At 71.1% G+C, this 24,030-nt stretch carries 20 protein-coding genes; 6 read left to right on the top strand and 14 right to left on the bottom strand.

Annotated elements, in window-relative coordinates:
- Positions 1-185 precede the first annotated feature (185 nt).
- Positions 186-797, bottom strand: coding sequence for an RNA polymerase sigma factor (locus ACFYRY_RS29330; RefSeq protein ID WP_389152014.1), 612 nt, complete (start codon positions 795-797; stop codon positions 186-188).
- Between the two features lie 426 nt (positions 798-1,223).
- On the opposite strand from ACFYRY_RS29330, the gene ACFYRY_RS29335 reads away from it, so the two are divergent.
- The 3 genes from ACFYRY_RS29335 (at position 1,224) to ACFYRY_RS29345 (ending at position 4,794) form a co-directional block, all read left to right on the top strand.
- Entirely contained in the window at positions 1,224-2,000 is a 777-nt protein-coding gene (locus tag ACFYRY_RS29335; RefSeq protein WP_389152016.1) for a hypothetical protein, read from the top strand.
- A gap of 113 nt (positions 2,001-2,113) precedes the next feature.
- Positions 2,114-3,277 carry a cytochrome P450 gene (locus tag ACFYRY_RS29340; protein WP_389152019.1) on the top strand — a complete coding sequence of 388 codons (1,164 nt, stop codon included), beginning with the start codon at positions 2,114-2,116 and terminating at the stop codon, positions 3,275-3,277.
- 332 nt (positions 3,278-3,609) lie between these two features.
- Positions 3,610-4,794 (top strand): type III polyketide synthase, encoded by a 1,185-nt coding sequence (locus tag ACFYRY_RS29345; protein WP_389152022.1) that lies wholly within the window; start codon positions 3,610-3,612, stop codon positions 4,792-4,794.
- Between the two features lie 18 nt (positions 4,795-4,812).
- On the opposite strand, the gene ACFYRY_RS29350 is transcribed toward ACFYRY_RS29345, so the two are convergent.
- From ACFYRY_RS29350 to ACFYRY_RS29360, 3 genes are all read right to left on the bottom strand, one after another.
- Entirely contained in the window at positions 4,813-6,975 is a 2,163-nt protein-coding gene (locus tag ACFYRY_RS29350) for a SpoIIE family protein phosphatase (protein ID WP_389152025.1), read from the bottom strand.
- Positions 6,976-7,111: 136 nt separating this feature from the next.
- A complete protein-coding gene (locus tag ACFYRY_RS29355; protein WP_389152027.1) occupies positions 7,112-7,957 on the bottom strand; it encodes a hypothetical protein in 846 nt (281 codons plus the stop codon).
- Between the two features lie 278 nt (positions 7,958-8,235).
- A complete protein-coding gene (locus ACFYRY_RS29360; RefSeq protein ID WP_389152030.1) occupies positions 8,236-8,493 on the bottom strand; it encodes a hypothetical protein in 258 nt (85 codons plus the stop codon).
- Positions 8,494-8,616: 123 nt separating this feature from the next.
- Here ACFYRY_RS29360 and ACFYRY_RS29365 point away from each other — a divergent pair, with 123 nt between their 5' ends.
- A complete protein-coding gene (locus ACFYRY_RS29365; RefSeq protein WP_389152032.1) occupies positions 8,617-9,318 on the top strand; it encodes an SDR family oxidoreductase in 702 nt (233 codons plus the stop codon).
- Positions 9,319-9,345: 27 nt separating this feature from the next.
- Positions 9,346-10,224 carry an alpha/beta fold hydrolase gene (locus tag ACFYRY_RS29370; protein ID WP_389152035.1) on the top strand — a complete coding sequence of 293 codons (879 nt, stop codon included), beginning with the start codon at positions 9,346-9,348 and terminating at the stop codon, positions 10,222-10,224.
- Between the two features lie 38 nt (positions 10,225-10,262).
- Here the strand turns inward: ACFYRY_RS29370 and ACFYRY_RS29375 are convergent, their stop codons facing one another.
- A complete protein-coding gene (locus tag ACFYRY_RS29375) occupies positions 10,263-10,556 on the bottom strand; it encodes a hypothetical protein (RefSeq protein ID WP_389152037.1) in 294 nt (97 codons plus the stop codon).
- Between the two features lie 117 nt (positions 10,557-10,673).
- On the opposite strand from ACFYRY_RS29375, the gene ACFYRY_RS29380 reads away from it, so the two are divergent.
- A complete protein-coding gene (locus ACFYRY_RS29380; protein WP_389152040.1) occupies positions 10,674-11,231 on the top strand; it encodes a TerD family protein in 558 nt (185 codons plus the stop codon).
- Positions 11,232-11,239: 8 nt separating this feature from the next.
- Here ACFYRY_RS29380 and ACFYRY_RS29385 read toward each other — a convergent pair whose 3' ends face one another.
- The 9 genes from ACFYRY_RS29385 to ACFYRY_RS29425 all read right to left on the bottom strand — a co-directional run bounded on the left by ACFYRY_RS29385 (position 11,240) and on the right by ACFYRY_RS29425 (position 23,878).
- The gene (locus ACFYRY_RS29385) at positions 11,240-11,809 is read right to left on the bottom strand and encodes a TetR/AcrR family transcriptional regulator (RefSeq protein WP_389152042.1); all 570 of its coding nucleotides are present in this window, start codon (positions 11,807-11,809) and stop codon (positions 11,240-11,242) included.
- Between the two features lie 76 nt (positions 11,810-11,885).
- A complete protein-coding gene (locus tag ACFYRY_RS29390) occupies positions 11,886-13,385 on the bottom strand; it encodes an MFS transporter (RefSeq protein ID WP_389152045.1) in 1,500 nt (499 codons plus the stop codon).
- A 182-nt stretch (positions 13,386-13,567) separates the two neighbouring features.
- The gene (locus ACFYRY_RS29395; protein WP_389152047.1) at positions 13,568-14,632 is read right to left on the bottom strand and encodes a Rieske 2Fe-2S domain-containing protein; all 1,065 of its coding nucleotides are present in this window, start codon (positions 14,630-14,632) and stop codon (positions 13,568-13,570) included.
- A 105-nt stretch (positions 14,633-14,737) separates the two neighbouring features.
- Positions 14,738-16,795, bottom strand: a complete 2,058-nt coding sequence (locus ACFYRY_RS29400) for an ArnT family glycosyltransferase (protein WP_389152050.1) — start codon at positions 16,793-16,795, stop codon at positions 14,738-14,740.
- A 74-nt stretch (positions 16,796-16,869) separates the two neighbouring features.
- On the bottom strand, positions 16,870-17,955 hold the full coding sequence (locus ACFYRY_RS29405) for an NlpC/P60 family protein (RefSeq protein ID WP_389152052.1): 1,086 nt from the start codon (positions 17,953-17,955) through the stop codon (positions 16,870-16,872).
- Between the two features lie 44 nt (positions 17,956-17,999).
- Complete coding sequence (locus ACFYRY_RS29410) at positions 18,000-18,482, bottom strand: poly-gamma-glutamate biosynthesis protein PgsC/CapC (RefSeq protein ID WP_389152055.1); 483 nt, start codon at positions 18,480-18,482, stop codon at positions 18,000-18,002.
- Complete coding sequence (pgsB, locus tag ACFYRY_RS29415; RefSeq protein ID WP_389152058.1) at positions 18,479-19,975, bottom strand: poly-gamma-glutamate synthase PgsB; 1,497 nt, start codon at positions 19,973-19,975, stop codon at positions 18,479-18,481. The genes ACFYRY_RS29410 and pgsB overlap by 4 nt, the downstream gene beginning before the upstream one ends.
- A gap of 15 nt (positions 19,976-19,990) precedes the next feature.
- Positions 19,991-22,270 carry a HAMP domain-containing protein gene (locus tag ACFYRY_RS29420; protein WP_389152061.1) on the bottom strand — a complete coding sequence of 760 codons (2,280 nt, stop codon included), beginning with the start codon at positions 22,268-22,270 and terminating at the stop codon, positions 19,991-19,993.
- 258 nt (positions 22,271-22,528) lie between these two features.
- Positions 22,529-23,878, bottom strand: a complete 1,350-nt coding sequence (locus ACFYRY_RS29425; protein ID WP_389152064.1) for an alpha/beta hydrolase family protein — start codon at positions 23,876-23,878, stop codon at positions 22,529-22,531.
- Positions 23,879-24,030 lie beyond the last annotated feature (152 nt).

Genomic DNA, 24,030 nt, shown 5'->3' on the forward strand with positions numbered 1-24,030 from the left:
TCCGTTCACCCATGTCCGCTTCCATTCCTGTCCACTGGCGTTCCGGTCCGACGGGTTCGATTCGTTGGGGGCGCCGGATCCCGGGGTCCGACCGCCGACCGCCGACCGCCGAACGCCGACCGGTGTGCCCACGGTCGCCGTCGTCGTTCATGTGCCGTCGTCGTTCATTTCGACTCACCCAGCGTTCAGGAAGCCTCATCCGTCACACCCTCGCCCGCCCCGCTCCCGACACCCAGCTGACGGGCGAGGCTTTTCAGCCCCCGGTGGGCGGCCGTGCGCACCGCTCCCGGGCGCTTGCCCAGGACGCGTGCGGCGGCGGGGCCGTCCAGGCCGACGACGACTCGCAGGAGCACCGCCTCGGCCTGGTCCTGCGGCAGGCTGCGGACCAGTTCCAGGGCCCGTTCGGTGGACAGGGACTCCAGGGCCTGTTCGTGGGTGCTGTGCGGCCAGGGCAGGTTCAGTACGTCCTGTTCGGTCCCGCCCGCCCGGGGCCGCACCCGCTGGCGGCGCAGATGGTCCAGTGCCCGGTGCCGGGCGATCGTCGCGCTCCAGCCGCGGAACCCGGCCCCGTCACCCTTGAACCGCCCGAGGTCGCGAGCGATCTCCAGCCAGGCGTCGGACGCGACATCCTCCGCGTCGTCACCGACGAGTCCGTGCAGGTAGCCGAGCAGGCCCGGCTGCACGATCCGGTACGCGACCGCGAAGGCGGTCTCGTCACCGTCCTGGGCCCGCGCGACGGCCGCGCCCAACTCCCCGTCGTACGCCTGTACGCGCCGGGTTTGCCGCACCTGGCCCAAGACCGTCCTCGTTCACACCGGTTCATGGCGTTCATGTCGTCCGCCGCGCTCCGGTCGCTTCGACGGCCCCACCATGACCAGCGTCCGTACTCACCGAAGTGTCACAATCCGCCGTTGTCCTTCACGTGGTCCGGCCGGGTGACGTTTCCCGCCGGCCCCGCGCTGTCTGGAGGGCCAGGGCCCGTGCGGGAAAGCCAGGACGACCGTCCGGGCGGACTCAGGCACCGCGTCCACCCTCCCTCGGACCCCTCTCCTTGGCTCCTCCGTCCCCCCGGGAGCGCCACGGAGAGGGACGGAGCGGCCGGAGCCCCGCCCACTGCACGGGGTTCCGGCCGCTCCCCGGCCCGAGGTGTAACACTTCCGGCCGAGTGCGCTCTGTCCATGTGGGCGACCGCGTCGGTCGGCCGGGACAGGGGGTCACGACTCGTGCAGGGGACGAACGACATCGGCGGCGGGTACGGCGAGGTTCCGTCCTACGACGGCGCCGAGTACGCGTATGCCCACGGCTACGAGTACAGCGGCGCCGCCCGCACCGCCACGTCACCGTGGGACCCCGCACCGTGGGACCCCGCACCGTGGGACTCTCCCCACGGTGACGTCCTCACCGTGCCGTTTCCGGAGTTCGACCCACTCGGCCCTCCCGTGACGGAGCCGGACGTGTCGGCGAGCGAGTCGGGGCGGCCCGTCGCTTCCGAATCCCCGGGGCGACGCCATCGCCGCCCACGCAGTCTGCTCCGGGCCACCAGGCTGCTGCTGATTCCGGCCGGCGGCTACGTCGCCCTGCTGATCAGCGCGATGCTGGGCGGACCCGGCATCAGCTCTCCCTTGGCCCCGCAGCCGGAGTCCACGCACCCGGGCGCGCCCCGCGCGACAGCACCCGACTCCGCGCCGGACTCCCCGCCCGACTCCGCCTCCGGCACGGGCCCCTCCACTGGGAGCCCCAGCCCCACCACGGCGCAGACGGACACGGACTCCCGCCCAGGAGCGCGGAAGGCTTCCGGGACCACCGACGGCTCGACATCCCCCACCGCCCCCGCCGACACGTCCGGTCCCACCGACGGTTCGACGTCCCCCACCGCCCCCACGACCACGTCCGAGCCCACCGCCGAGCCCACTCGGACCACGTCCCCGACCCCGGCCGCCACCCTCACCCCCTCCGCGAGGGGACGCGCCCTCGGGTCGTCCCACAAGCCCGTGAAGTGAGACGGCAAGGTGTGGTGGGTCCCCACGAAAACCACTCCCTGTGTCCACCCTCGCTGTGAGCGGCGGTGGTTATCCTCGACCGTGATCGGTTTCCCGAGGCCCGGCGGTTCGCGATGAAAGACGTCGACTCGTTCCCGCTCGGTGCCGCGACCACGCTCGCCGAACTCGCCCGGGATCCGCACCCACGACTGGCGCTGCTCCGGGCTCATGAGCCGGTGTCCTGGCTGCCCGAACTGGACGGCTGGCTGGTGACCCGCCGCGACCTCGCGCTGGACGTGATGCGTGATGCCGCGACCTTCACCGTCGACGACCCCAGGTTCTCCACCGCGCAGGTCGTCGGGCCGAGCATGCTGTCCCTGGACGGCGACCGGCACGCCCGTCACCGTGGCCCGTTCAACGCTCCCTTCCGGCCCCGGGCGGTGCGTGACGGCTTCGCCGCGTTCATCGAGCGGGAGACCGACCGGCTGATCACCGGTCTGGAAGCGGCGGGCGCCGCCGAGTTGCGGCGTGCCTTCGCCGGTCCGCTCGCGGTCGCCGTCGTCACGGAGGCACTGGGGCTGGAGGGCGTCACCGCGGCCACGGTGCTGTCCTGGTACGACGCCATCGTGCAGTCCGTCTCGGAGATCAGCTCCGGACGGCCGGAGGATCCCCGCGGTGCCACGGCGTACGCGGGGCTGCGGACCGCCGTGGAGGCGACCGTCGCCGAACCCGGCCGTTCCTCCCTTCTCGGCGCCGCCGCCGAGCGGCTGACGCTGCCCGAGGTGGCGTCCAACGCCGCGGTACTGATGTTCGGCGGCATCGAGACCACCGAGGCGATGATCGTCAACGCCCTGTTGCACCTGTTGCGACACCCCGACCAGCTCGCCCTCGTAAAGGCCGACGACGATCTGCTGGACGGCGCGATCGAGGAATCACTGCGTCTCGAACCCGGCGCGGCGGTCGTGGACCGCTACGCCACCCGCGACACCGCCCTCGGCCCCGCCACGATCCGCCGGGGTGACCGCGTCACCGTCTCCCTGACCGGGGCCAACCGCGACCCGGCCGTCTTCCCCGACCCCGACCGGTTCGACGTCCGCCGCGAGAACGCCCGTCTCCAGCTGGCCTTCGCGCACGGCCCGCACCACTGCATCGCCGCGCATCTCGCCCGGCTCGAGACCCGCATCGCCCTCCAGCGTCTCCTCGCCCGGCTGCCCGCCCTGCGCCTGGACCCGGACCACCCCGCCGCCCCGCACGGCCTGGTCTTCCGCAAGCCGCCCACCCTGCACGTGCGGTGGTAGCCGCACCCCCCGCACCCGCCGTACTCCCCGTGCCTGCCTTCAGCCGAGCGTCTGAGCGTCCGCCAAGAAGGGCGCACCGCCGTGCAGTTCTACGGCGACCCGGCTCTTGATCCCCTTGACCCCTTGTCCAGCGGTGTGTGCCGTCTCACGCACTCCAAAGCCAGTCCACGTTGCCTGGGTCACAGCGGAAATGTCCATTTAGCGTCCATGCTCAACCGGACGCCAATGCCCAAACGGGGCGTATCGGCATCGAATTGGACGTGGAATGCGGCAAGAGTCCACAGAGCGGCACTTGCGGTGTTATGTCCCTTTTTCCATAGAAAGGTGCAACTGTGCCTGCTTACCTGTGCCCTCCTGCCGTGATCCACGGCGAGCACCCCGTGAAGACCAGTCAGATCGTGGCGGAAGTGCGCGACCGGCACCCGCACGCGGCGTGGGCGCCGCGGATCGACCACATCGCGGCCAGTACCGGCATCGAGACCCGCGGGTGGATGCTGCCGCTGGAGACCGCCGTCGCGCCCGGCAACGGGAGCGGCCTGCCCGCCGCCGGTATCGGCCCGGCCCGAGAGGCGCTGGCCCGCGACGGGTTCACCGAGCAGGACGTGGACCGCGTGATCGCCGCCCTCGAGGCGATACCCGCGCCGCAGACCGTCCAGGAGCGCACCGCGCCGGCCTGGGAGGCCGTGCGGTCCTACGGGGAGCGTGCGGCGCGCGGGGCCCTGCAGACAGCCGGGCTGGACACCGCGGACGTCGACTGCTTGATCACCAGTCACTCCACCACCCCGGCGCTGCCGGGCTTGGACATAGCCCTGGCCGACGCGCTCCCGCTCCGGGGCGACGTGATGCTGCTGCCCGCCACACAGTGGGCCTGCGTCGCCGGCACCCGGTCCCTGGCACTGGCCGCGGATCTCGTGGCCGCGGATCCCGACCGGGTGGTCCTGGTCGTGATCGCGGAGGCGTTGAGCACGACCTACCAGCCCGCGGACGACACCCTGGAATCCTTGATCGTCCGGTTGCTGTTCGCGGACACCGCGGTCGCCGCGGTGGTCACGGGCCGCCCGAGACCCGAGTCGGCGCTGCGCCTTGACGCCGCCTGGCACCACACCCTGCCCGGCACCCAGGACCTGCACCGCCTGGAGACACGGGCGGACGGCACCCACTTCGTGATGGACCGGCGCGGGCCGCGCGCCGTGCAGGAGACGGTCACCGCGATGTGGGAGTGGTTGCGCGTCCACTACCAGGACGACCCCGACTCCTGGCACCCCGACGTCCTGCTCGCGCACCCCGGCGGGACCCGCGTGCTGGAGTACATGGAGCAGACCATGCCCGACACGTGGCCGTCGGGGCTGCTGGACTACAGCCGGGACAGTTACACCAGCGGCAACCGCGGCGGCGCCGCCGTCTTCGACATCCTGCGCAGGGCACACGACTCCGGTCAGGAACCGGGCAGTCGTGCCGTCCTGTACGCGGCGGCCCCGGGCCTCACGGCCACCTCGATGGCGGGCGAGTGGCTGTAGCGCGAGCCTTCGCCACCGTCACACCGCGAAGGCCGACCAGACCACCTTGCCGGTGTCCGTCCACCGCACCCCCCACCGGGTGGTGAGCCCGTGCACGACGTGCAGGCCGCGGCCACCGTCGTCGAGGAGCGCGGGGCGGCCCAGCCGCGGCCTGCCGTTGCCGGTGTCTCCCACCTCGCACAGCAGCCCGTGACCGGACCTGATCAGCCGTACCGTGAGGGGTCCGCGGGCGAAGCGGACCGCGTTGGTGACCAGTTCGCTGAGCACCAGCAGCACGTCGTCCCGGATGTCGTCCCTGGTCTGCCACTGCCCCAGCAGCGCGCGGACCAGCGTGCGGGCCCGGGCGGCCGCGTCGGCGCGGGCGGGCAGACGCCAGGTCGCGGTGTCCCCCTTGCGGTAGCCGATCATGCGCGCGAGCAGCAGCGTCACGTCGTCACGCCGGTGCACGGGCGCCAGCGTGGAGACCAGGCGCCGCGCGGCCTGCGGCAGGGCGTCCCAGGGGTGCACCGTGGACACGGCGTCCGCCAGCCTGTCGATGCCCTCGTCGATCGACAGGGAGGGATCCTCCACCAGGCCGTCGGTGTAGAGGGCGAGCAGCGAGCCCGGGGGCGCGGCGAAGGTGTGCACGTCGAACGGTTCCCGCAGCGCGAACTCGGCGCCCAGGCCGGGGTGGGGGCGGACGGCGAGCGGTCCGGCGGGCCCGTCGGGGGGAAGCAGAACCGGGGGGAGATGGCCGGCGCTGGACAGCGCCATCTGGTGGCTGACCGGGTCGTACACGGCGATGCAGCAGGTCGACCCGAGGGCGCTGTAGCCGGCCGCCAGCCCAGAGTCCGCGTCGTCCAGCAGCGACACGGTCTCGTCCAGGTGCTCCAGCACCTCGTCGGGCGCCAGCCCCGCGGACAGCAGCGCGCGGGCCTCCATGCTCAGCTGTCCCATGGTCGCCGCGGCTCCCAGGCCGTGCCCGACGACGTCACCGACCATCAGTGCGGTACGTCCGTCCGCCAGCGGAAAACTGTTCACCCAGTCACCGCCGACGCCCGCGCTGTCGGGAGTGGCGGGCTGGTAGACGCTGGCGGTCTCGACGGTGTCGCCGCCGGTCCGCGGCAGCAGTCGACGCTGCAACGCCAGCACCTGCCGGTGCTCGCGCTGGTGCTGACGGGCCAGGTCGACGTGATGAGAGGTCCTGTCCACCAGTTCCTGGAGGTCGAGCAGCTCACTGTCGTGGAAGGGCCGGTCCGCCCGCCGCCAGACCTCCGCCACGCCCAGCACGACGGGCGGCGCACCGGCCAGGACCAGCGGGATGCATGCCACGCCCGACACCTGGTCACCGGGTTCCAGGGCACGCGCCAGCCGCGGACTGCCGAGTACCCGCTCGATCGTCTCCCGGTCGGGTATGACGATGGCCTGCGCCGCATCGTCACGCAGTATCGCTTGCGACAGCAGGAGACTGGCGTCGCTGGGAAGATCGTCGCCCGGAGTCACGTAGCCGTCGGGCCACGCCCGGTCCGGGACCAGGGCCGCCCGCCGCAGCCGGATCCGCCCCTGCGGCTGCTCGGGGACCACCTCGCCCGTCCACACGGCGAAGTCGAGATCGATCGCGGCCACGTCTCCCCAGGCCAGCAGGGACTCCGCCAGCGACTGCGCGGTCTCGCCGATGTCCAGCGAGGTGCCGATCGCGGTCTCGGCGGCGTACAGGTGCAGCCTCCTGGCTATGGCGATCAGGGAGACGGTGAGGCCCTCCTGGGGCGTCGCGGCGGCCAGGATGCTCATCGAGACCACCAGCTCCGACCCGTCGCGACGCCGCAGGCGCTGGACCCGGGCGACATGCGCCTCACCGGTCTCGAGGACCTGCCGCAACCGCCGGGTGACCGTCGGTACGTCCCCGGGAGGCAGAAGGTCGAGGAAGGAACTCCCGGTCACCGCGTCGAGGCCCGCGAAGACGGGGGCGTCCAGATTGCAGCGGGTGATTCTCAGGTCACAGTCCAGATTGACCGCGCCGAGGATCTGCTCCTGACGGCCTGGCGTCGGGGCGGTGCGGCCACCTTGGGGTGCGGTGGGGTCGCCCTGCGGGCAGGCCGAACCGCCGGCCGCTGCCGCCGGGCCCTGCGGGATGTAGCGTCCCAGGGCGCTGCTGACCAGGTCGAACGGCGACGGAGACGAGGGCGAAGGTGTGGAGTCCATGCGGCTCCCTCAGCTCGCTCGCCAACCCCGGCACAGTGCCGGGGCCGGACCCGAGCCTGTGCGACGGGGTACCGAGATTCCTGACCGCACACCTCATTGAATAACACCGCGGGCGGCTTCGCCCACATCAGCGGTCTCAGTGGTCGTCGCGGATGCTGGTCGCGATGCCGTTGCTGATCACGACCTCGGCGCTGAAGCCCTTCTTGGCGGCCGTCTCCAGTTGGGCCTCGGTGCACTCGGTGCCGCCCTCGCCGCCGGGGCCCGTGTTCACGGCGTCGCAGATGTCGTCGTAGCCCCAGATCTTGGTGTCCTCGGCCGTGAAGAACTGCTGCTCCACGCCCTTCATGTCGGAGACCGTGTACTTGCCGGGCGCCAGGTAGGAGACGTTGCCGAACCAGGTCCCGCTGACCCCCTTGCCCTTGTTGATGCCCTCGACGACGGTCTCGCCGGAACCGGAACCGGAACCGGAACCGGAACCGGAACCGGACCCGGTTCCAGCCCCACTGGCGGACCCAGACCCAGACGCGGACCCCGCCCCGGCCCCCTGCTGGGCGGCACGCCGCTCGCTCACCAGCGTCGCGATGCCGTTCTTCATCTTCACGTCGGCGTTCACGGCGCCCTTCTTGGCGGCCGCCTCCAGCTCGTCCAGCGTGCAGGGCGCGTCCACCTTGGACCCGGCCTCGCCGCATATCGTGCCGACGCCGTAGACCTCGGTGTCGTCGGCCACCAGGAACTGCTGGTCGCCCTTGCCCGGTACGGTCACGATGAACTTGCCCGGGGCGAGATAGGTGACCTTGCCGTTCTCGAACGAACCGCTGACGCCCTTCGACTTCTTGGAGCCCGACACCTTCTCCGCGACCGCCGCCGCGTCCGATCCGCTCGTGCCGGACGAGTTGTCGGTGCCGCTCTGGCACGCCGTCATCAGCAGCCCGGCGGTGATCGCGGCGGTGGCGACGACGGCCTTGCGCAGGTGGCGGTTCATCAAGGGAGGTTCCTTCCAAGGCGGGCGATGGGGAAGCGGCGGCGTTCTCCGCCGCTTCCCCGCTCTGTACTGATCATGAGGGGTTCAGGGGCCCGCAGGTCACGCCAGTCGTCCCTTCAGGACGCCGCCGTGGCACAGCTGTGACACAGCAACACCTCAGCGGTGGACGCCGGTTGGTCGACGCGCCGCCTTGCACCGGCCCCGCGGCGCGGTGATCATCCGCCGGCCGGTCGGCGACGACCGGGCGGCGCGCAGGACGCGGAAGGAGCGCACGCCACTCATGACGTACGTGTGTCCCCGTCGGTGGAAGCGGAGCCGGCCTGGTGGAACTCCTGGTTGGCCACGCTGCGGGCCGGTGAGCGGCAGTTGTCGCGGTTCATCCGGACCGACATCGCGATCAGGGTGCGGGTGCCGGACAGCGCGGACTGCGCGTATTCACGCTCGCCGGCCAGGTCGGGGTGGTCCAGGCTGACCGCGGCCGCGTCGTCCGCGCCGGCCGCCAGACACAGTTCCCGCAGCCAGGCCGCGTCGATCACGTTCGGCGGGCTCGTGACGTCACCCGCCGAGGGTTCGCGGGTCCTGTCGGGGCTTGCGCAGGGAAACCGACCGGTTTACGGTGATGGTGGAAACCGACCAGTTTCCCATTCTCGGAGGTAGTCATGACCGCATTGAAGGGCGCGAACGTCCTCGTCACCGGCGGCAGCCGCGGCATCGGCAAGGCGCTGGTGGAGGAGCTGTACGCACGCGGCGCCGGCAAGGTCTACGCCACGGCCCGTGACCCGCGCTCCGTGACGCACCCGGACGCCGTCCCGGTGGCGCTTGAGGTCACCGACCCGGCCTCCGTGGCGGCCGCCGCCGCACAGGCGGAAGACGTCACCGTGCTGATCAACAACGCCGGTGCCTCGGTCGGCGCGTCCTTCCTCGACTCCCCGCTCGACGACGTCCGCCGCGAGTTCGAGACCAACTTCTACGGCCCGCTGCTGGTCACCCGCGCCTTCGTGCCGGTCATCGAGCGCAACGGAGGCGGCCACCTCGTCAACGCGCACTCCGTACTCTCCTGGATCGCGCTCGGCGGCTCCTACAGCGCCTCCAAGGCCGCCCTGTGGTCGCAGACCAACTCCCTGCGCCTGGAGCTCCAGCCGCGCGGCATCTCCGTCACCGGACTGCACATGGGATACGTGGACACGGACCTGGCGGCGGGTGTCGACGCCCCCAAGTCCGACCCCCGTGACGTCGCCGTACTCGCCCTCGACGGCGTGGAGGCGGGAGCGTACGAGGTGCTCGCCGACGACATCTCACGGCAGGTCAAGGCGGGCCTGGCCGGCGACCTGGCGGGGCTGTACGCCCAGCTGGCGAAGTAACGCCTTCACATCCAAGGAGTCGTTGAGATGCCCAGCCACGAGTCACGTCCCACGATCCACATCCCGGGGACCACCAGCCACACCATCGCCCCGCGCGCGGGACGCGGCAGCCGTGCGGGAACACTGCGCTACCTCAAGGCGGGCTCCGGCGCTCCCCTGGTCCTGCTGCACACCGTGCGCACCCAGGCCGAGCACTTCCGCCACCTCATCCCGTTGATCGCGGACCGGTACACCGTGTACGCCCTCGACCTGCCGGGGATGGGCTACTCCGAGATCGTGCCCGGTGCGTCGTACGACGAGCCGGCCATGCGCGCGGGCGTCGAGCGGCTCCTCACCGAACTCGACCTCCGCGACGTGACGTTGGTGGGGGAGTCCATGGGGGCGGTGCTCGCCCTGACCACCGCGGCCGACCTCCCGGAGCGAGTCCGGCGCGTCGTCGCGGTGAACACGTACGACTTCCGCGGCGGCATCGCCCGGTCCTCTCTCCTCGCCCGCGTGGTGGTCAGCGGTGTCCTCGCCCCCGGAGTGGGCCCGGTGATCGCCGGGGTGGAGCCCAAGCCCGCCCTCCGCAGGATCTTTCAGGGCGGCCTCGGCGACAAGAGCGCGCTGCGGGCGGACTACCTGGACGAACTCCTCCAGGTGGGCGGCCGCCCCGGCTACCCGACCGTCGCCCGGGCGGTGTACCAGGCCCTGCCCAGCCTCATCGCCGCACGCTCGCGCTACCCCGAGGTCAAGGCCCCCGTCCACCTCGTCTACGGCGAGAAGGACTGGTCCCGCCCCTCGGACCGCGAGGCCAACATGCGGCTGCTGCCGGCCGCCGATGTCACGCAGGTGCCGAAGGCCGGCCACTTCATCGCCCTGGAACGGCCCGACGTCCTTGCCGACCTGTTGAACACCACGGTCTGACCCCCGGGACCGCGGACTGCCGCGGGCAGCGGTCCTGATCACTCCGGTATGCGGGTGATGGTCCGGGGGTCGACGGGGCGGCCGGTCCGTGCCGATTCGAGGCCCGCGAAGCAGAGCGCCAGGCCGGGCAGTGCCGACCGGGCGGCGTTCGAGGGCGTGCGGCGCTCGTGGACGGCCGTGAGCAGTTCCGCCATGGCTCCGTGCATGCCGTTGTCCCACCAGTCCCCGACCAGGGGAGTCACCTGGTCACTGTCGTCGGTGACCAGCCTGACGGACTCGCCGCCGAGGGAGAGACCGCCGTGGAGCGCTCTCGGACCGCGGGCGGCCGCCATGAAGAGGCGGCCCCGCGCGCTCCCGTCGCCGCTCGGCTCGGCCCGGAGGGCGCCAAGGAAGCATCAACTGGCTGGTCACAGTCCATACTTCACGAGTAGGGGCCAGGCGGCCGCGGGATGGTTCGATGCGGGGGAGGGTGGTGTCCGGTGAGCAACTCGGGCAAGGGACTCGGGAAGGTCGAGGTGCGACTCAAGTGGGATCCGAGTCCCTTGGGTGAACCGCCTCGGCATCTCGACATCATCGCCACGACCTACTCCGCGGACGACCTCCACGGGCGGCCGGTCTATGTCGTCCACTACGACAGCCGGTCACCCGACGGCACGATCAACATGTCCCGGCACAGCCGGACCGGCATGGGCTTCGGCTACGTCGAGGTCATGACCCTGGAGTTCGACCGACTGGCACCCACCTACGGCCGGGTCGTGGTGGGGGTCGCCATCCATCAGGACGGCGGGCCCCGCACCTTCGGCGACATGGTGAACGCGGGTGTGCTGGTCGTCGAGGGGTACAAGGAGCTGCTGGCACACGACTTCACCGCGGTCGCCGACTCGACCGCCACGACGGTCGCGGAGTTCACCAGGGACGGCTCCGGTACCTGGGAGTTCCACGAGCTGATCCGGGGCTTCGACAGCGACCCGTTGGTCTTCACCTCGGAAATGGGCGGGAGCGGGTGACGGGACCGTCAGCGCACGCCTGCCGTGTCCAGCAGGGTGGTCACCGTGGGTGCGATGAGCCCGGCGAGGTTGTCGGCTTGGATTCCCGCGCGGGCGCTGGCGCCGTCGAAGACCAGGATCAGCTGACGGGCCAGCAGGTCCGGGTCGCGCGCCCCGCCCTGTTCGGCCTCGGTGCGGAAGAAGCCGGTCAGGTTCGCCTTGACCCGGTGGGCCACCTGGCTCGCGGGGTGGCTCGGGTCTTTGAGCTCGATCTGCACGGCGAGGTACCGGCAGCCCTGGAAGTCGGGAGCGCCGGCCTGTGACTCCATCTGCGCGAAGACGTGCAGGATCCGCTCGCGGGGTGGACGGTGGTCGTCCGCCGCGGGAAGGAGGGTCGTCACAAAGGCGGAGACACGTTCCTCCAGGCTTGCCGCCAGCAGTTCGTCCTTGCTCTCGAACAGCTGGTACATGGAGCGTTTCGACACCCCTGCCGCCTTGCACAGCGCGTCGACGCCGATGCTGACGCCGTCCTGGTAGGTGAGCGTGGCCGCTGCCTCCAGCAGCCGCTCTCGGGAGCTTGACTTCGCCTCGGTGGTCATAATGCGAGGTTAACTCGATTCCGGCCCGTTTGAAACCGATCGGTTTACGATATTCAGGCTTCGTCGGCCGCGGGACTCAGTGGGCGATCACAGGCTCGCCCTCCGACGGCGCCAGAGCCGCGTTCGGCATCAGGAACGCCGTGAGCATCGCACCGACCACGAAGATCCCGGCTCCCCACGCCAGGGTGGCCGTGTAGCTCTCGACCCCGGCCTGGGCCACGGTCAGCGCGCCCGGCTTGTGCGAGGACAGGTAGTCGGTCGCGGCCGACGAGGCGACGGTGGTCAGCAGTGCGGTGCTGATCGAGCCGCCCACCTGCTGGCTGGTGTTGATCAGCGCCGACGCGACGCCCGCGTCCTCGTGGTGCACGCCTGCGGTCGCACCCTGGAACGCGGTGGTCATCACCCCGCCGATACCGACACCCAAGAGGATCATGCCCGGCATGATGTGGGCGACGTAGGTGCTGTCCAGTGTGAGCCGGGTCAGCAGGGCCATACCGGATGCGGAGACCAGGAAGCCGGCGCTGACCACGACCTTGGGGCCGACCCTGGGCAGCAGCAGTGAAGGCACCGTGGTCGACGCGGCGACGATGCCGCCGACCATCGGCAGGAAGGACAGACCGGCCTCGATCGGCGAGTACCCGATGCTGGCCTCCAGGTAGTAGGTCAGGAACAGGAAGATCGAGAACATCCCCATGCCCAGCACGAACACGGCCAGGAACGAACCCCCTCGGGTCCGGTCCAGCACGACGCGCAGCGGCAGCAGTGGATGCGCGACCCTGAGCTCCAGCCAGGCGAACACCGCGAGCAGCACCAGGCCGCTGAGCATGGAGCCGAGGGCGACCGGGTCGGTCCAACTGGTGGATTCGACGTGCGCGAACCCGTAGACGATGCCGAACAGCGCGGCGCTCACCACGACGGTGCCAGGAAGGTCGATCTTGGGTCGTTCGGTGACCACGGGCTTGGCCAGCAACAGCAGCGCACCGGCCAGCGCGACGCCCGCGAAGACGACGTTCACGTACATCACCCAGCGCCACGAAGCCCATTCGGTGAGCATGCCGCCGAGCAGGAGCCCGACCGCGGCGCCCGCACCGGACAACGCACTGAAGATGCCGAAGGCTTTCGGCCTTTCGGACGGGTCGGTGAAGGTCACGCTGAGCAGGGAGAGCGCCGCGGGCGCGAGCAGCGCGGCGAAGAGGCCCTGGGCCACGCGTGCCGCGACGAGTATGTCGAAGCTGCCGGCCGCGCCGCCGACGACGGATGCGGTCGCGAAACCGATCAGGCCGGTCACGAAGGTCGTGCGCCGGCCGAACAGGTCACCGAGTCGGCCCCCGAGCAGCAGCAGGCTGCCGAACGCCAAGGCGTACCCCGTGATGACCCACTGGCGGCTGCCGTCGCTGAAACCGAGGTCATGTTGCGCTTCGGGCAGTGCGATGTTCACGACGGTCGCGTCGAGCGTGACCATGAGTTGTGCCACGCCCAGCACGACGAGCACCCACCAGCGCACGGCATGTGAGCCGCGGCGGCCCGGGTCTGTACTCCTGGAGGCGGGCGCTCCGCGGTCGAAGGTGGTACTCACATTTCCCCTTAGTCGCCGGGCATGGTCCGACCATCGGCCGGAAACCGATCTGTTTCCATTCAGGAAAACAGATCGGTTTCCTCGACGCAAGTGGGCGGCCGGCGCGCCCTGGGCCATGGAGACGGCGACAGCCGCAACACGCCCTAGAGGTCCGGGACGCGCACGAAGGGGCGCACTTCAGCTCACCCCTGGTCGCCGCTCGTCCGGTCGTTGCTCCGGGTCCCCGCGGGCGAGGTGGGGTCGCCCGACTGCGCGAGGGGGCCGGGCGGATAGAACTGCGCGTACCAGCGACGCAACGCCTTGATGCCCTTTGCGTGGGGGAGCAGGACCGGACGCGGTTGGTGGACCTTGTGATCCCAGATACGGACCTCCTCGCGCACCTCGCCCAGGGCTACCGCCCGGAAGGCGAGTTTGAGCGCGGGCGTCAGGAACGGGAGCCGGGCCGGTTTGCGGATGTAGTACAGCATCCGCATCTCGCTCGTACGGTCGTCGACAGGGGTGGTGAGGGCGACAGCCGTCACCGAGAGGGCGGAGCCGTGGGTGCGGACCACCATGACGCCCGGTCCGTACATGAACGCGTCGAAGGTGTTGTCGATGTCCCACCCGAGGATGCGCCGGCTGATCCGGCCGCGGGCCTCGGCGAAGGGGCCGTTCGACCGCCATTCCTGTACGAGCGGTTCGCTCTGGCCGTGAATGAAGTGGAAGTGGGACTCGTCGACGATGTTCTCGCGCATCTCCTGGACGTGGATGCGCGCGCGGCAGGTGTCGTCGATCGGCTGGGCGAATTGCCTGGTTCCCGCTTCCGGGATCTCCGGCACCTCCCATGACGGCTCGTCCGGTCCGCTGTGGACGAAGATGAGCCCACTGTGCTCACGGACCGCGAAGCCGCCGAGGGAGACCTTCGGGGTCCGGGGCGCGAACGGGGCCAGCACGCACCGCCCGTCCGGGCCGAACCGCCAACCGTGGAACGGACATTCGACGGTGCCCTCCACGACCTTGCCGCCGGTGCCGAGGTGCGCGCCGTAGTGGGGGCAGTGCGCGTCCCGTACGGCTGGTCGGCCATCGGCCCCCCGGAAAGCGATGAGCGCCCGTCCGAAGTAGTGGAGGCTGACGATCTCGCCCGGGCGTAACTCGACGCTGCGGAGCACGGCGTACCACCCGTAGGGGACGGCCGGCATCGGGTAGACGTCAGCTCGCGGATCGCGCGGTAAGGCGGCGAGATTGTCATGGCGCCGACGAAGAGGCATGGGCGGATGGTAGTGACAGCCGGCGGCCGGCGCGAAGGGGAGCCCCGATCTCAGCTCACCGACCTCCGTGTCGCCGCGACGACGTTTCGTGTCTCCGGCATCACTTCACCTCTTGGCGGCGCAGTCGTAGAGGGTGAAGCTGCCGTCGGTGCGGAGGCCGTAGGCGGTGGGCGGGATGCGGGTGCAGTGGGACTTCACCCAGGTGGTGGTGGGAGTGGTGGGACGCTCGGTGGTGAGCAGCGCATAGCGCAGCTGGCGGGCGGTGACGAGGCTGCCGAGCTGCTGGGCGGTCGGGAAGGGGGTGCTGCCGGTGAAGCCGCCCATGACGAGGATGGGCTCGGACTTCGCGCGCAGCAGGGGTTCGGCGGCGTAGGCGGCCTGGGCGGCGAGCAGGTACTTCTCGCCCTTGCGGTGGGTGGTGAGGTAGTCGAGCAGGGCGGCGTCGCGGGCGCTGGGCTGATCGAGCCCTCTCCTGCGCGGAGCGCGATGGGGATGCTCGAGGTACGACTTGCCGACCGGACCGGCCATCGGCGAGGCGGTGGCGCCCGCGTAGAGCGGGTCGAGGCCGGAGACGGCCCAGCCGGCCGGTACGACCAGGGTGGCCGCGATCCCGGCGGCCAGGGCGGCGTGGACCATCCGCGGGGAAGTGCGCGGCCCACGGCTCCACAGGCCCACCACGCCGCACAGCGCGAGCATCACGGCGACCGGCAGCAGCCAGGAGACGAATCGGGTCGGCCAGTCCAGCACCAGCGCCCACGCCGCCGTCAGCGCGATCGCCGCCGGCAGCACCAAGTGCCGTCGGCCGACCGCCTCGTGCTCCGCCGCCTGCTCCGGCTCGGGTTCCGGTTCCGGGTCGTATCTCGGGTCCCACCCCAGCTGGTACCAGGTCTCCTGCTCGTACCCCGGTTCCGGTTCCTGCTTCGGTTTGTCCCCGGGCTCCGGCTTCGCCTCGTTCGCCGAGTACTTCGCCTCGTACTCCGAGTGGAAGAGCGCGAGGCCGCCACCGGCCAGCGCGGCGAGCGCCGGGGCGATGACGGCCGTGTAGTAGGCGTGGTTGCCGTTGGAGACGCTGAACACCAGGGCGTGCATGGCCAGCCAGCCGCCCCACAACAGGAATCCCGCGCGCGTCAGGTCGGTTCGCGGCCGGCCGGCGCGCCGGGCCACGCCCAGGACCGCGGCCAGCACGGCGAGCGGCAGGAACCAGGCGATCTGCGGGCCGACCGTTTCGTTGATCAGCATGTCCCAGCCGGTGTTGCCGGTGGTGCGGCTGGCGGCGGTGCCCGCGACGGCGCCGAACGCGGTGGAATCGCTGCTGAAGCGGCTGAGACCGTTGTAGCCGAAGACCAGGGCGAACGGATTGTTGTCGGACGTTCCGTCGAGGTACGGCCGGTTGGCGGCCGGTGTCACCCAGGCGATCAGTATCCAGAAGCAGGAGACCGCCAACGCGACCGCCCCGCCCAGCAGGAGACGCAGGGCCCGCTTCAACGGCGCGCCGGGCGCGACGAGTTGGTACACGGCGGCGAAGACCGGCAGCACCAGCCACGCCTGCAGCATCTTCGCCTGGAAGGCGAGCCCGACCCAGACCCCGCAGGTGATCAGCGGCAGCAGCCGCTCGGTGCGTACCGCCTTCTGCAGCGCTCCGGCGGCCGCCACCAGGAGCAGAGTGAGCGTGGTGTCCGGGATGGTGGCACGGTTGAGCGCCACGGTGACCGGGGTGACGGTGAGCACCAGCGCGGCGATCAGCGCGGCGAACGGACCGGCCCAGGCCCGTACGATCCGGTGCAACAGCCATACGGTGAGCACGCCTTCGACGACCTGCGGAAGCGCGGCCGCCCAGGTGTGCGGGCCGAACAGCCAGACGGAGACCGCGTCGGGCCAGAAGGCGCCGGGCAGCTTGTCGATGCTGATCGAACCGCCGGCGTCCAGCCCGCCGAAGAAGAACGCCCGCCAGCTGCCCGCCATCGACCGTATCGCCGCACCGTAGAAGGGGTGGAGCGCGGCCTGCCCGATGCCCCAGGAGTACAGCACCGTGGCGACGGCGAGCACCGCGGCGAGCGCCGGGCGCTCCCAGCGCGGGGCGTCTTCCGGCAGGCTGAAGCGGCGGTTCGCCGCCTTGCGGCCTCGGCGCGCGCCGGTGGGCTGGACGGCGGGGATGGCTGTCATGGCGGTGGTCCTCGGATCAGCAGGTCAGGTCAAGCGGCGATGCGTCGGCGGTGGAGTCACCTCGTGGAGTCACCTCACAGTCGGCGGGCCGCCCGGAAGCCGCGGGCGTAGAAGTCGGTGCCGTCCAGCAGCGCGTGGCCCGACAGGTCACCCAGGGTCGGGCCGTTGGCGGCGGAGCGGCTGGAGTAGAAGCGGTGCCGGCCCTTGTCGTCGAGGCCCATGTAAATGCCGACGTGGTCGATGAAGTCCGGCCGGTCCTTGATGATGGCGAAGAAGACCAGATCACCGGGTTGCAGGACGTCCAGGTCGGTGGCCTGCCGCGTGCCGGTGTGCTCAATCACCTTGCGGCCGGGACCGTAGGCGGCGATGGCGTAGGCGCGGCGCGGCAGACCGGTGCCCTTGGTGTTGGTGTTGTGCAGGGGGACGCCCATGCGGTAGCCCCACACCAGACGCTGGAAGCCGGAGCAGTCGACACAGCCGTAGCGGTCGGTCTCCGGCTGCGCGCGTGTGCCGTCCGGGAAGTCCCAGTCGATGCCCAGATAGTCGTAGAAGTCGGACTTCTCGTCGTAGTAGGCGAAGTCCAACGGGTTTTTGACCGCGGCGTTGCGCGGGCCGAAGTGCGCGGTGCCCGCGTAGCGGACCCCGTCGGCGTTCTTCTTGTCGCGCGCCCCGGCACTGCTGTACTGGAACGCCACCGCGAAGACGTCCGGGCTCTTGGCGCCGAGTGTCTTGGGGAACCAGCCCTTGAACCACGCGGACTTCTCCATGCCCTGCTGCCACGCGTGCGGCAGCACGCGCACCCAGGCGTCCGTGGTCACCGTGGCCTCGGTGGTCCGCGGCTCGCTGAAGGTGCGGGCGGGACCGGTCAGTACGGCCGTACGGGCGCCGTCGGTGAACGTGGCGAGCGTGCCGCCGTCGGCGGCACGGACCACGGTGCGGCCGGGGGCGGACAGCCGCTCGTAGGTGTGGGGCCCGGCGGACCGGGCGCTCGGGCCGGAGCCCGTGCCGTCGGCGGTCGTACCGGCATCGTCGTCGCTGCCCCGCCCGAAGCGGTCCCAGGCGAGCCCGCCCGCCGCCCCGGCCACCGCCACGCCGGCGATCGTACGGAACACGGCGCGGCGGGTCGGGTTGTTGCCTCTTCCGACTGGTGTGGAGTGCATGACCGATCCTCCTGGAAGTGTCAGGTGAGAGGGTGCCGGACAGGTCAGCCGGTGGGCAGGGCGCCCATCAACAGGCCGGAGACCAGCACGACGTACGTGGCCAGCGTCACCGCCGTGGTCGAGATGACCGTGGCCGCCATGGGCTGGCGGACCATCTGGTACGAGACCAGGCCGGGGACGATGAAGCCGAGGGTCTGGGACGTGTACAGCAGCGGAAACTCATGACTCAGGGCGAGCATCACAGTGGTCTGCGTCAGCACCGCGCACAGCACCACGGCGGCGAACAGCCGCTTGCCGTAGAGAATCACCGTGCGCTGCAACAGCTTCGTCAAGAAGTAGGTGAGCGTCGCCACACCGACCATCAGCCCGGCCAACCACACGTCGGTGACGAGGGTGAGGGCGATCCAGCCCGGGGTGATCATTCCCCCGGGCGAGAGGTTGGTGGTCAGGTAGCAGACGAGCGAGAAGACCAGCCCGAGGGCGATCCCGAGTGCGGCGGTCTGTGCGTTGAGGTCGGGGGGGATCACGGGTTCCTCATGGACTGGGGCGGATCGTAGGCGTGGTACTGATCGTGGGTGGGGTTCGGGTCGCGGGCGGGGTTCGGGTCGCCCGCGGTGTTCCATTCGTCGGGCCGCTCCTGGCGGGCGGCGGCCCGGCGGGCGAGGTCGCGTTGTTCCGGGATGCGGAAGGCGTACGTCGGTGTCTCCAGCGGTGCCACCCAGCTGTACGGCTCCGGCTCGGGCGGGCGGGCCACCGAGACACGCGGTCGGGGTACGGCTATCTGGATCGTCTCCTGGTCCAGGCCGTCGCCGGTGACGACGTCGAGCAGGTCCTCGGAGTCGTCCAGCGGCAGCTCGGCGAGGCATTCAAGGAACAGCTCGCCCTGGCCGTGGATGTTGCCGATCGCCACCAGCGAGGAATCCGGGCCGAGTTCGGCGAGGATCGCCGCGGTCAGTTCCTCGGGGTCCCGGCGGTCGCCGCCGAGATCCACCACCCGCCCGGTGAAGCCCGCCGGAATCGCGTCGCGGGCGCTCTTGGTCGGGTGGCCGATCAGGAACACCGTCTCGGCGGCGAGGTCGGGGACGATCGTGCCCATCTGGCCGTTGCGCTCCACCCGGTCCGGGCGGCAGTTGATGACCACGCCGATCGGCCCTCTGATCGCGCCCAGCTCCTCCAGCTGCTTGACGTTCATCAGCGTCGACTCGGGATCGTTGGCCGCGAAGACGTTCGCGAACCGCAGCCGCTTGCCCTCGGGGGTGACATAGCGCTCCACGGACAGCACGCCCGGGTCGGGCGGCGCGTCCCACATGCCCTGCATCGCGGTGTCCCGCTCCACGCCGAGCAGTTCGGCGACGGCGAGCGCGATCGCCACGTTCTCCTTGAAGGTGAACCAGCTGAAGCCGCGCAGTTCGGCGTCGGTCACCGACTCCGGATCGACCGCGATCAGCCGGCAGTTCCGCTTGTCGGCCTCCTCCTGGAGGATGTGCAGCCGGTCCTTCTCCGCCGTCACGCACACCCCGCCCACCGGCATCGAGCGGGAGAGCGAGCGGGCGACGTCGTCCAGCGTCGGGCCCATCTCCTCCAGATGGTCCTCGCGGACATTGCACAGCACGCCGATCGTGGAACGGATCAGCTTCTCCTGGTTGATCTCCTGGAGCGCGGGCATCACCGCCATGCACTCGATCACCAGCGCGTCCGGCCGGTAGGTCGCCGCCCGCCGTACGATGCCGATCTGCTCGACGATGTTGGCGATGTTGAGCTTGCGGTACACCGGCTCCTCGGTGGCATCCGGATGGATGAACCGGGCGGCGGTGCCGGTGGTCTTGGCCACCGTGACCAGGCCGCCGCCGCGCAGCGCGCCCGCGCACAGCCGGGTGATCGAACTCTTGCCGCGGATGCCGTTGACCAGCACCCGCGTAGGTATCTGCTCCAGCGAGGCGAAGTGCCGCCGCTGCTCCAGGATTCCGGCGATCCACAGCGTGGTGCAGCACAGCAGGACGATGACATAGAGGAAGAGCACGCCGATTCCGTCCTTCTACCGCTGGTGGGTGTTCGCACGCGGGGGCCGGGAGCGCCCGGCGGCCTGGCCGGATCTGGCCGCCCGGTCGCGTTCCGCCAGGACCTGGCGCACCAGCTCCAGGCTGCGGGTGACCGAGCCGATCTCGTCGTGGTTGACCGGATGCAGCACGGTGCGGCGGTCCCCGCCGGCGAGCCGCTCGACGAGCACGGCGACCGCGCGCAGCGGCCGGATCACCACGACGTACAGCCAGCCCAGGCAGGCCGCGCTCACGGCGAGGCCCAGGATGCCGGCGAGCATGGTGCGCTGCTCGGCCTGCACCGCGGGGATCTGGAGCGCCGCCGCGGGCTCCGCGGTCACCACGTGCCAGCCGAGACGGGCCGTCGGGCCGCTCTGCGCCAGCGGAGCGGCGGCGTCGACCGACGGTCCGGAGGACGTGTTGTGCACCGCCGAGGTCGCGGTGCCCGCGGTCCCCGGGGCGCCCTGGGTGGCGTTGGCGAGACGGGTCAGGCCGGCGTCGGGCAGCGACTGGAAGGCGCGGTAGCCCACGCTCGATGCCAGCACCTTCTCGTCGCCGTCCGTCACCCAGACCTTGCCCAGCTTCGGCCTGGACAGAATGGAGTTGAGCGCCTTCACGTCGATCTCGCCGAACAGGACCACCCCGGCCGCCGGGGCCTGGCCCTTGCCGGACCGGACCTGCGCGTAGGCGGCGATCGCCGGTATCCGGCCCGAGGTGTTGACGGTGGTGATCCCACCGCCGCCGGGCACGTGGACGAGGGTGCGCAGGGGTGTGCCGCCCACCCGCAGCGTGATGCCGCCCGAGCGGTCCAGGAGATACAACGAGCGGTACTGCTTGTGGTCGGCGAGGGACTGCCGCAGGACCTCGGTCTGGGCGGCCCGGCTCCTGCCCGGCAGACTCGCGGCCGCTTCGCTCAGGTCGGTGTACGACTGGTCCAGGGACTGCCGGATCCGCTGCGTCGCGATCTCGGTGCGCGCCTGCTGGTCGGCGAGGACCGGAGCCGGAACCGCGGTCGCGGCGTCCGCCCGGTTCAGCAGGAAGATCATCGGTACCGCCCAGCAGGCCACCACCAGCACGCCGACCGCGGCCAGAGCCCGGTAGCCCGGCCCGCGCCGGGCCGGGAACTGCTGCGGGCCGCTCTCGCCGAGCAGTTGCCCGCGCAGTGAGTCCAGGGCCCGCCCGATCCGGGCCAGTTCACCGAAGCCGTGCACCGGAACCGGCCGGGACAGCTCCGCCGCCGCGGCCGGGCCACCGGCCGGCCCACCCCCGGTCACGCCCCGGGCCAGGCGGCCGGCGGACAGATACAGCCGCAGCAGCGGCCGCTGCACGGAGAAGTACAGCGCCAGCCCCAGCAACAGCGCGACCACGGCCAGCGTCCCGGCTGTCCCGAGTGCGAAGCGCGAGTAGTCGGCGGCGGGGGCCGTGGCGGGCGCCGCGCGGGAGGTGAGCACCACCAGGCCGAGGTCGTCGGTCGCGCCCGAACCCGTCGCCGAGGCGACCTGGGCCCAGCCGGCCACGGTGCGCCGGCTGCCCGTGGTAGAGCCCAGCAGGGATCCCGAGGCGTCGGTCCCACTACTCGACCCGTTCGCCGCGCGGGCCGCCGCCGCGGACAGACCGCTGTGGGCGGCGGTCCCGGACGCCGTGCCACCGACTGCGGTGGCCAGCGCCTTGCCGCTCGCGTCCAGCACTTCGGCGGTGCGTCCCTCGCCGTACGCCGTGAGGGCGGGGAGCGCTTCGGAGACCACCAGCAGCAACTGCCGGTCGGGCCGCGTCGGGGCCTGGTACTGGTCCTGGTCGGGATCGTCCTGCGCGGGCAGTGTGACCTTCGCGAAGTACAGCAGCTGCCGGGTGCCGCCCGACGTCACCAGCCGGGGCGGGACCGCTTCGGGCCCGGACGCCGTCCTGGCGACGTCCACCCCGGTCAGCGGCACCGTCTTGCCGCCGGCCGCCAGCAGTTTGCCGTTGCGCTGGTCGAGCAGCGCACTGCCGAGGGCCGCCTTCCTGGCAGCGGTCAGCGCTTTGAGCGTGGTCGTGGGGGTCGATGCGCTCGTCGCCGGGTACGCGTCGGCCGTACGGCGTACCGCGCTCGCCTCGGCGTCGATCGCGGAGCGCATCGACAGCGCGGTGTCCGCGGCGATCTGCTGCTCCCCGTTCAGCACGGCCTGGGGGACACCCGCGGTGTGGATGCCGTCGAGGCCGATCACGGTCAGGGCGGCGACCATCAGCAGGAGTACGACGAGTGAGGCTATCGGCGGGCGGACCCCGCCAAGTATTGGCATATCGGCGCGGCGACGGATGCGGTGGCGTCGCGGCGCCCGAGGTGCGGAGGACAGGAGAGCTTATCCTTCCTCAACTGGCGCCGAGCGCCCAAATGTTCGACAAGGCAAACATTCTAGCGCCTCATCATCACATGGCTATCACAGGTTCCCCCCATGTGTCGTACGCGACAACGGGACGCTGCCCGGCGGCGACACATACGGGCCACCACGCGCCGAAGGGCCGGACCCGCGAACAGGTCCGGCCCCTCGGATGTCCGGTCAGCGGACGAAAGAGATCTCCGGGTACTTGGTGCTGGGCCCGTTGAGCAGGGTGCCGGACTTCTTACGCACCTGCTGGTCGAAGAAGGCGGCGAGGTAGACGCGCTGGATCAGGACCGCCCGGTTCGGGGCGATCGTGCCGTACTGCTCCTGGATCGTGGCCTGGGAGGTCCCGGTCAGGCGCGCCCACTGCGGCACCAGATACTCGTTGTCGCTGAACGACAGGTGCGCCGCGCCCTTGAGCTTGATGTCGACCCGGTATCCCTTCAGGTGCGACCACATGTTCCGCCACGAACCGTCGTTGTTGCGGTTGTGGTTGCCGGAGCTGAAGAGCATGAAGGGCCGGTCCAGGTCCTTGTTCTGAGCCGTTCCGAAGAACTGGCCGTCCAGGTTGGCACCGGCGTCGATCCGCTTGTCGAGCTGCATGGCGGTGGCGACCGCCCCGCCGCCCAGCGACCAGCCGAACATCCCGATACGGGAGGTGTCCACCGACTTCGACAGCCCGGAGGGCAGCGTCGCGCGGCCGGCGTCCGGGTTGCCGCCACTGCTGATCTTGCCGAGCGCGTCGATGACGAACTTGATGTCGGCCGCGCGCACCTTGAGCGTGTCGGAGGAGTGGGCGGTCGACGGCATCGTTCTGACCTCGAGCCGGTTGGCCGGGAACTGCACCTCGTTGGCGTCGTGGGTGTGGTCGACGGTGACGACGAGGTAGCCGCGGCTGGCGAGATCCTGGGCGAGCGCGGTGCCCATCGCGCGGTCCGAGTGCAGCCCGCTCGAGTACAGCAGGACGGGCAGCTTGCCGAGCGAGGTCTTCACCGGGGCGAGGACGTGGCCCGCGGTCTTCGGCAGGGTCACCTGCTGCGGCGTCAGCCTGCGCGTGCCGAGGAAGTGGGAGCCGGAGATCGACGGCATCCACGGTGCCTGGTAGTGCCCGGACGTGGAGGTGGCCGGATACCAGAGCGACACCATCACTTCGCGCGGCTTGTTGCCGGGCACGTACGGGTCCGTACGGGACTTGTCGACGAGGTGCAGGCCGACCATGCCCACGCTGTGTGCCCCGGTCGGCGCGGGCATGGTGAGCTGCTGGGCTGCCGTGGCCGTGCGGGCGGACGCGAGCCCCTCGGGGATTGCGGACTTGAGCTGCTGCGGCAGCTCGTCGTTCTCGGGCGCCCAGGGCGTCTTCGGGGCGGGCTGGCCGGCCGGGGACCCGGTGGCCGCCGGCTTGTCGGACGTCTTCCCGGCGGCCGACGCCGGTGTCATCCCCACACCCAGCGCGAGGGCCAGCACACCCGCCGAGCCGACCGCTCTGGCGATCCCTCTTCGACGGTGGTGCGGGCGGCGGTGCTTCATGAAACCCCCAATGTTGGTCAGCGATCGTAGAACGCGCGATCGACTGCCGCATACCGTACCGCCGCGGCGACGGGCGTACTCGCGCTCCCCGGATCTCGCCAACGTGACCTCACGTACCGGGTATGAGCACTGCCACGGCCCGATGACGCGTC

This window comes from Streptomyces sp. NPDC005263 (assembly GCF_042872365.1).
Classification (GTDB): Bacteria; Actinomycetota; Actinomycetes; order Streptomycetales; family Streptomycetaceae; genus Streptomyces.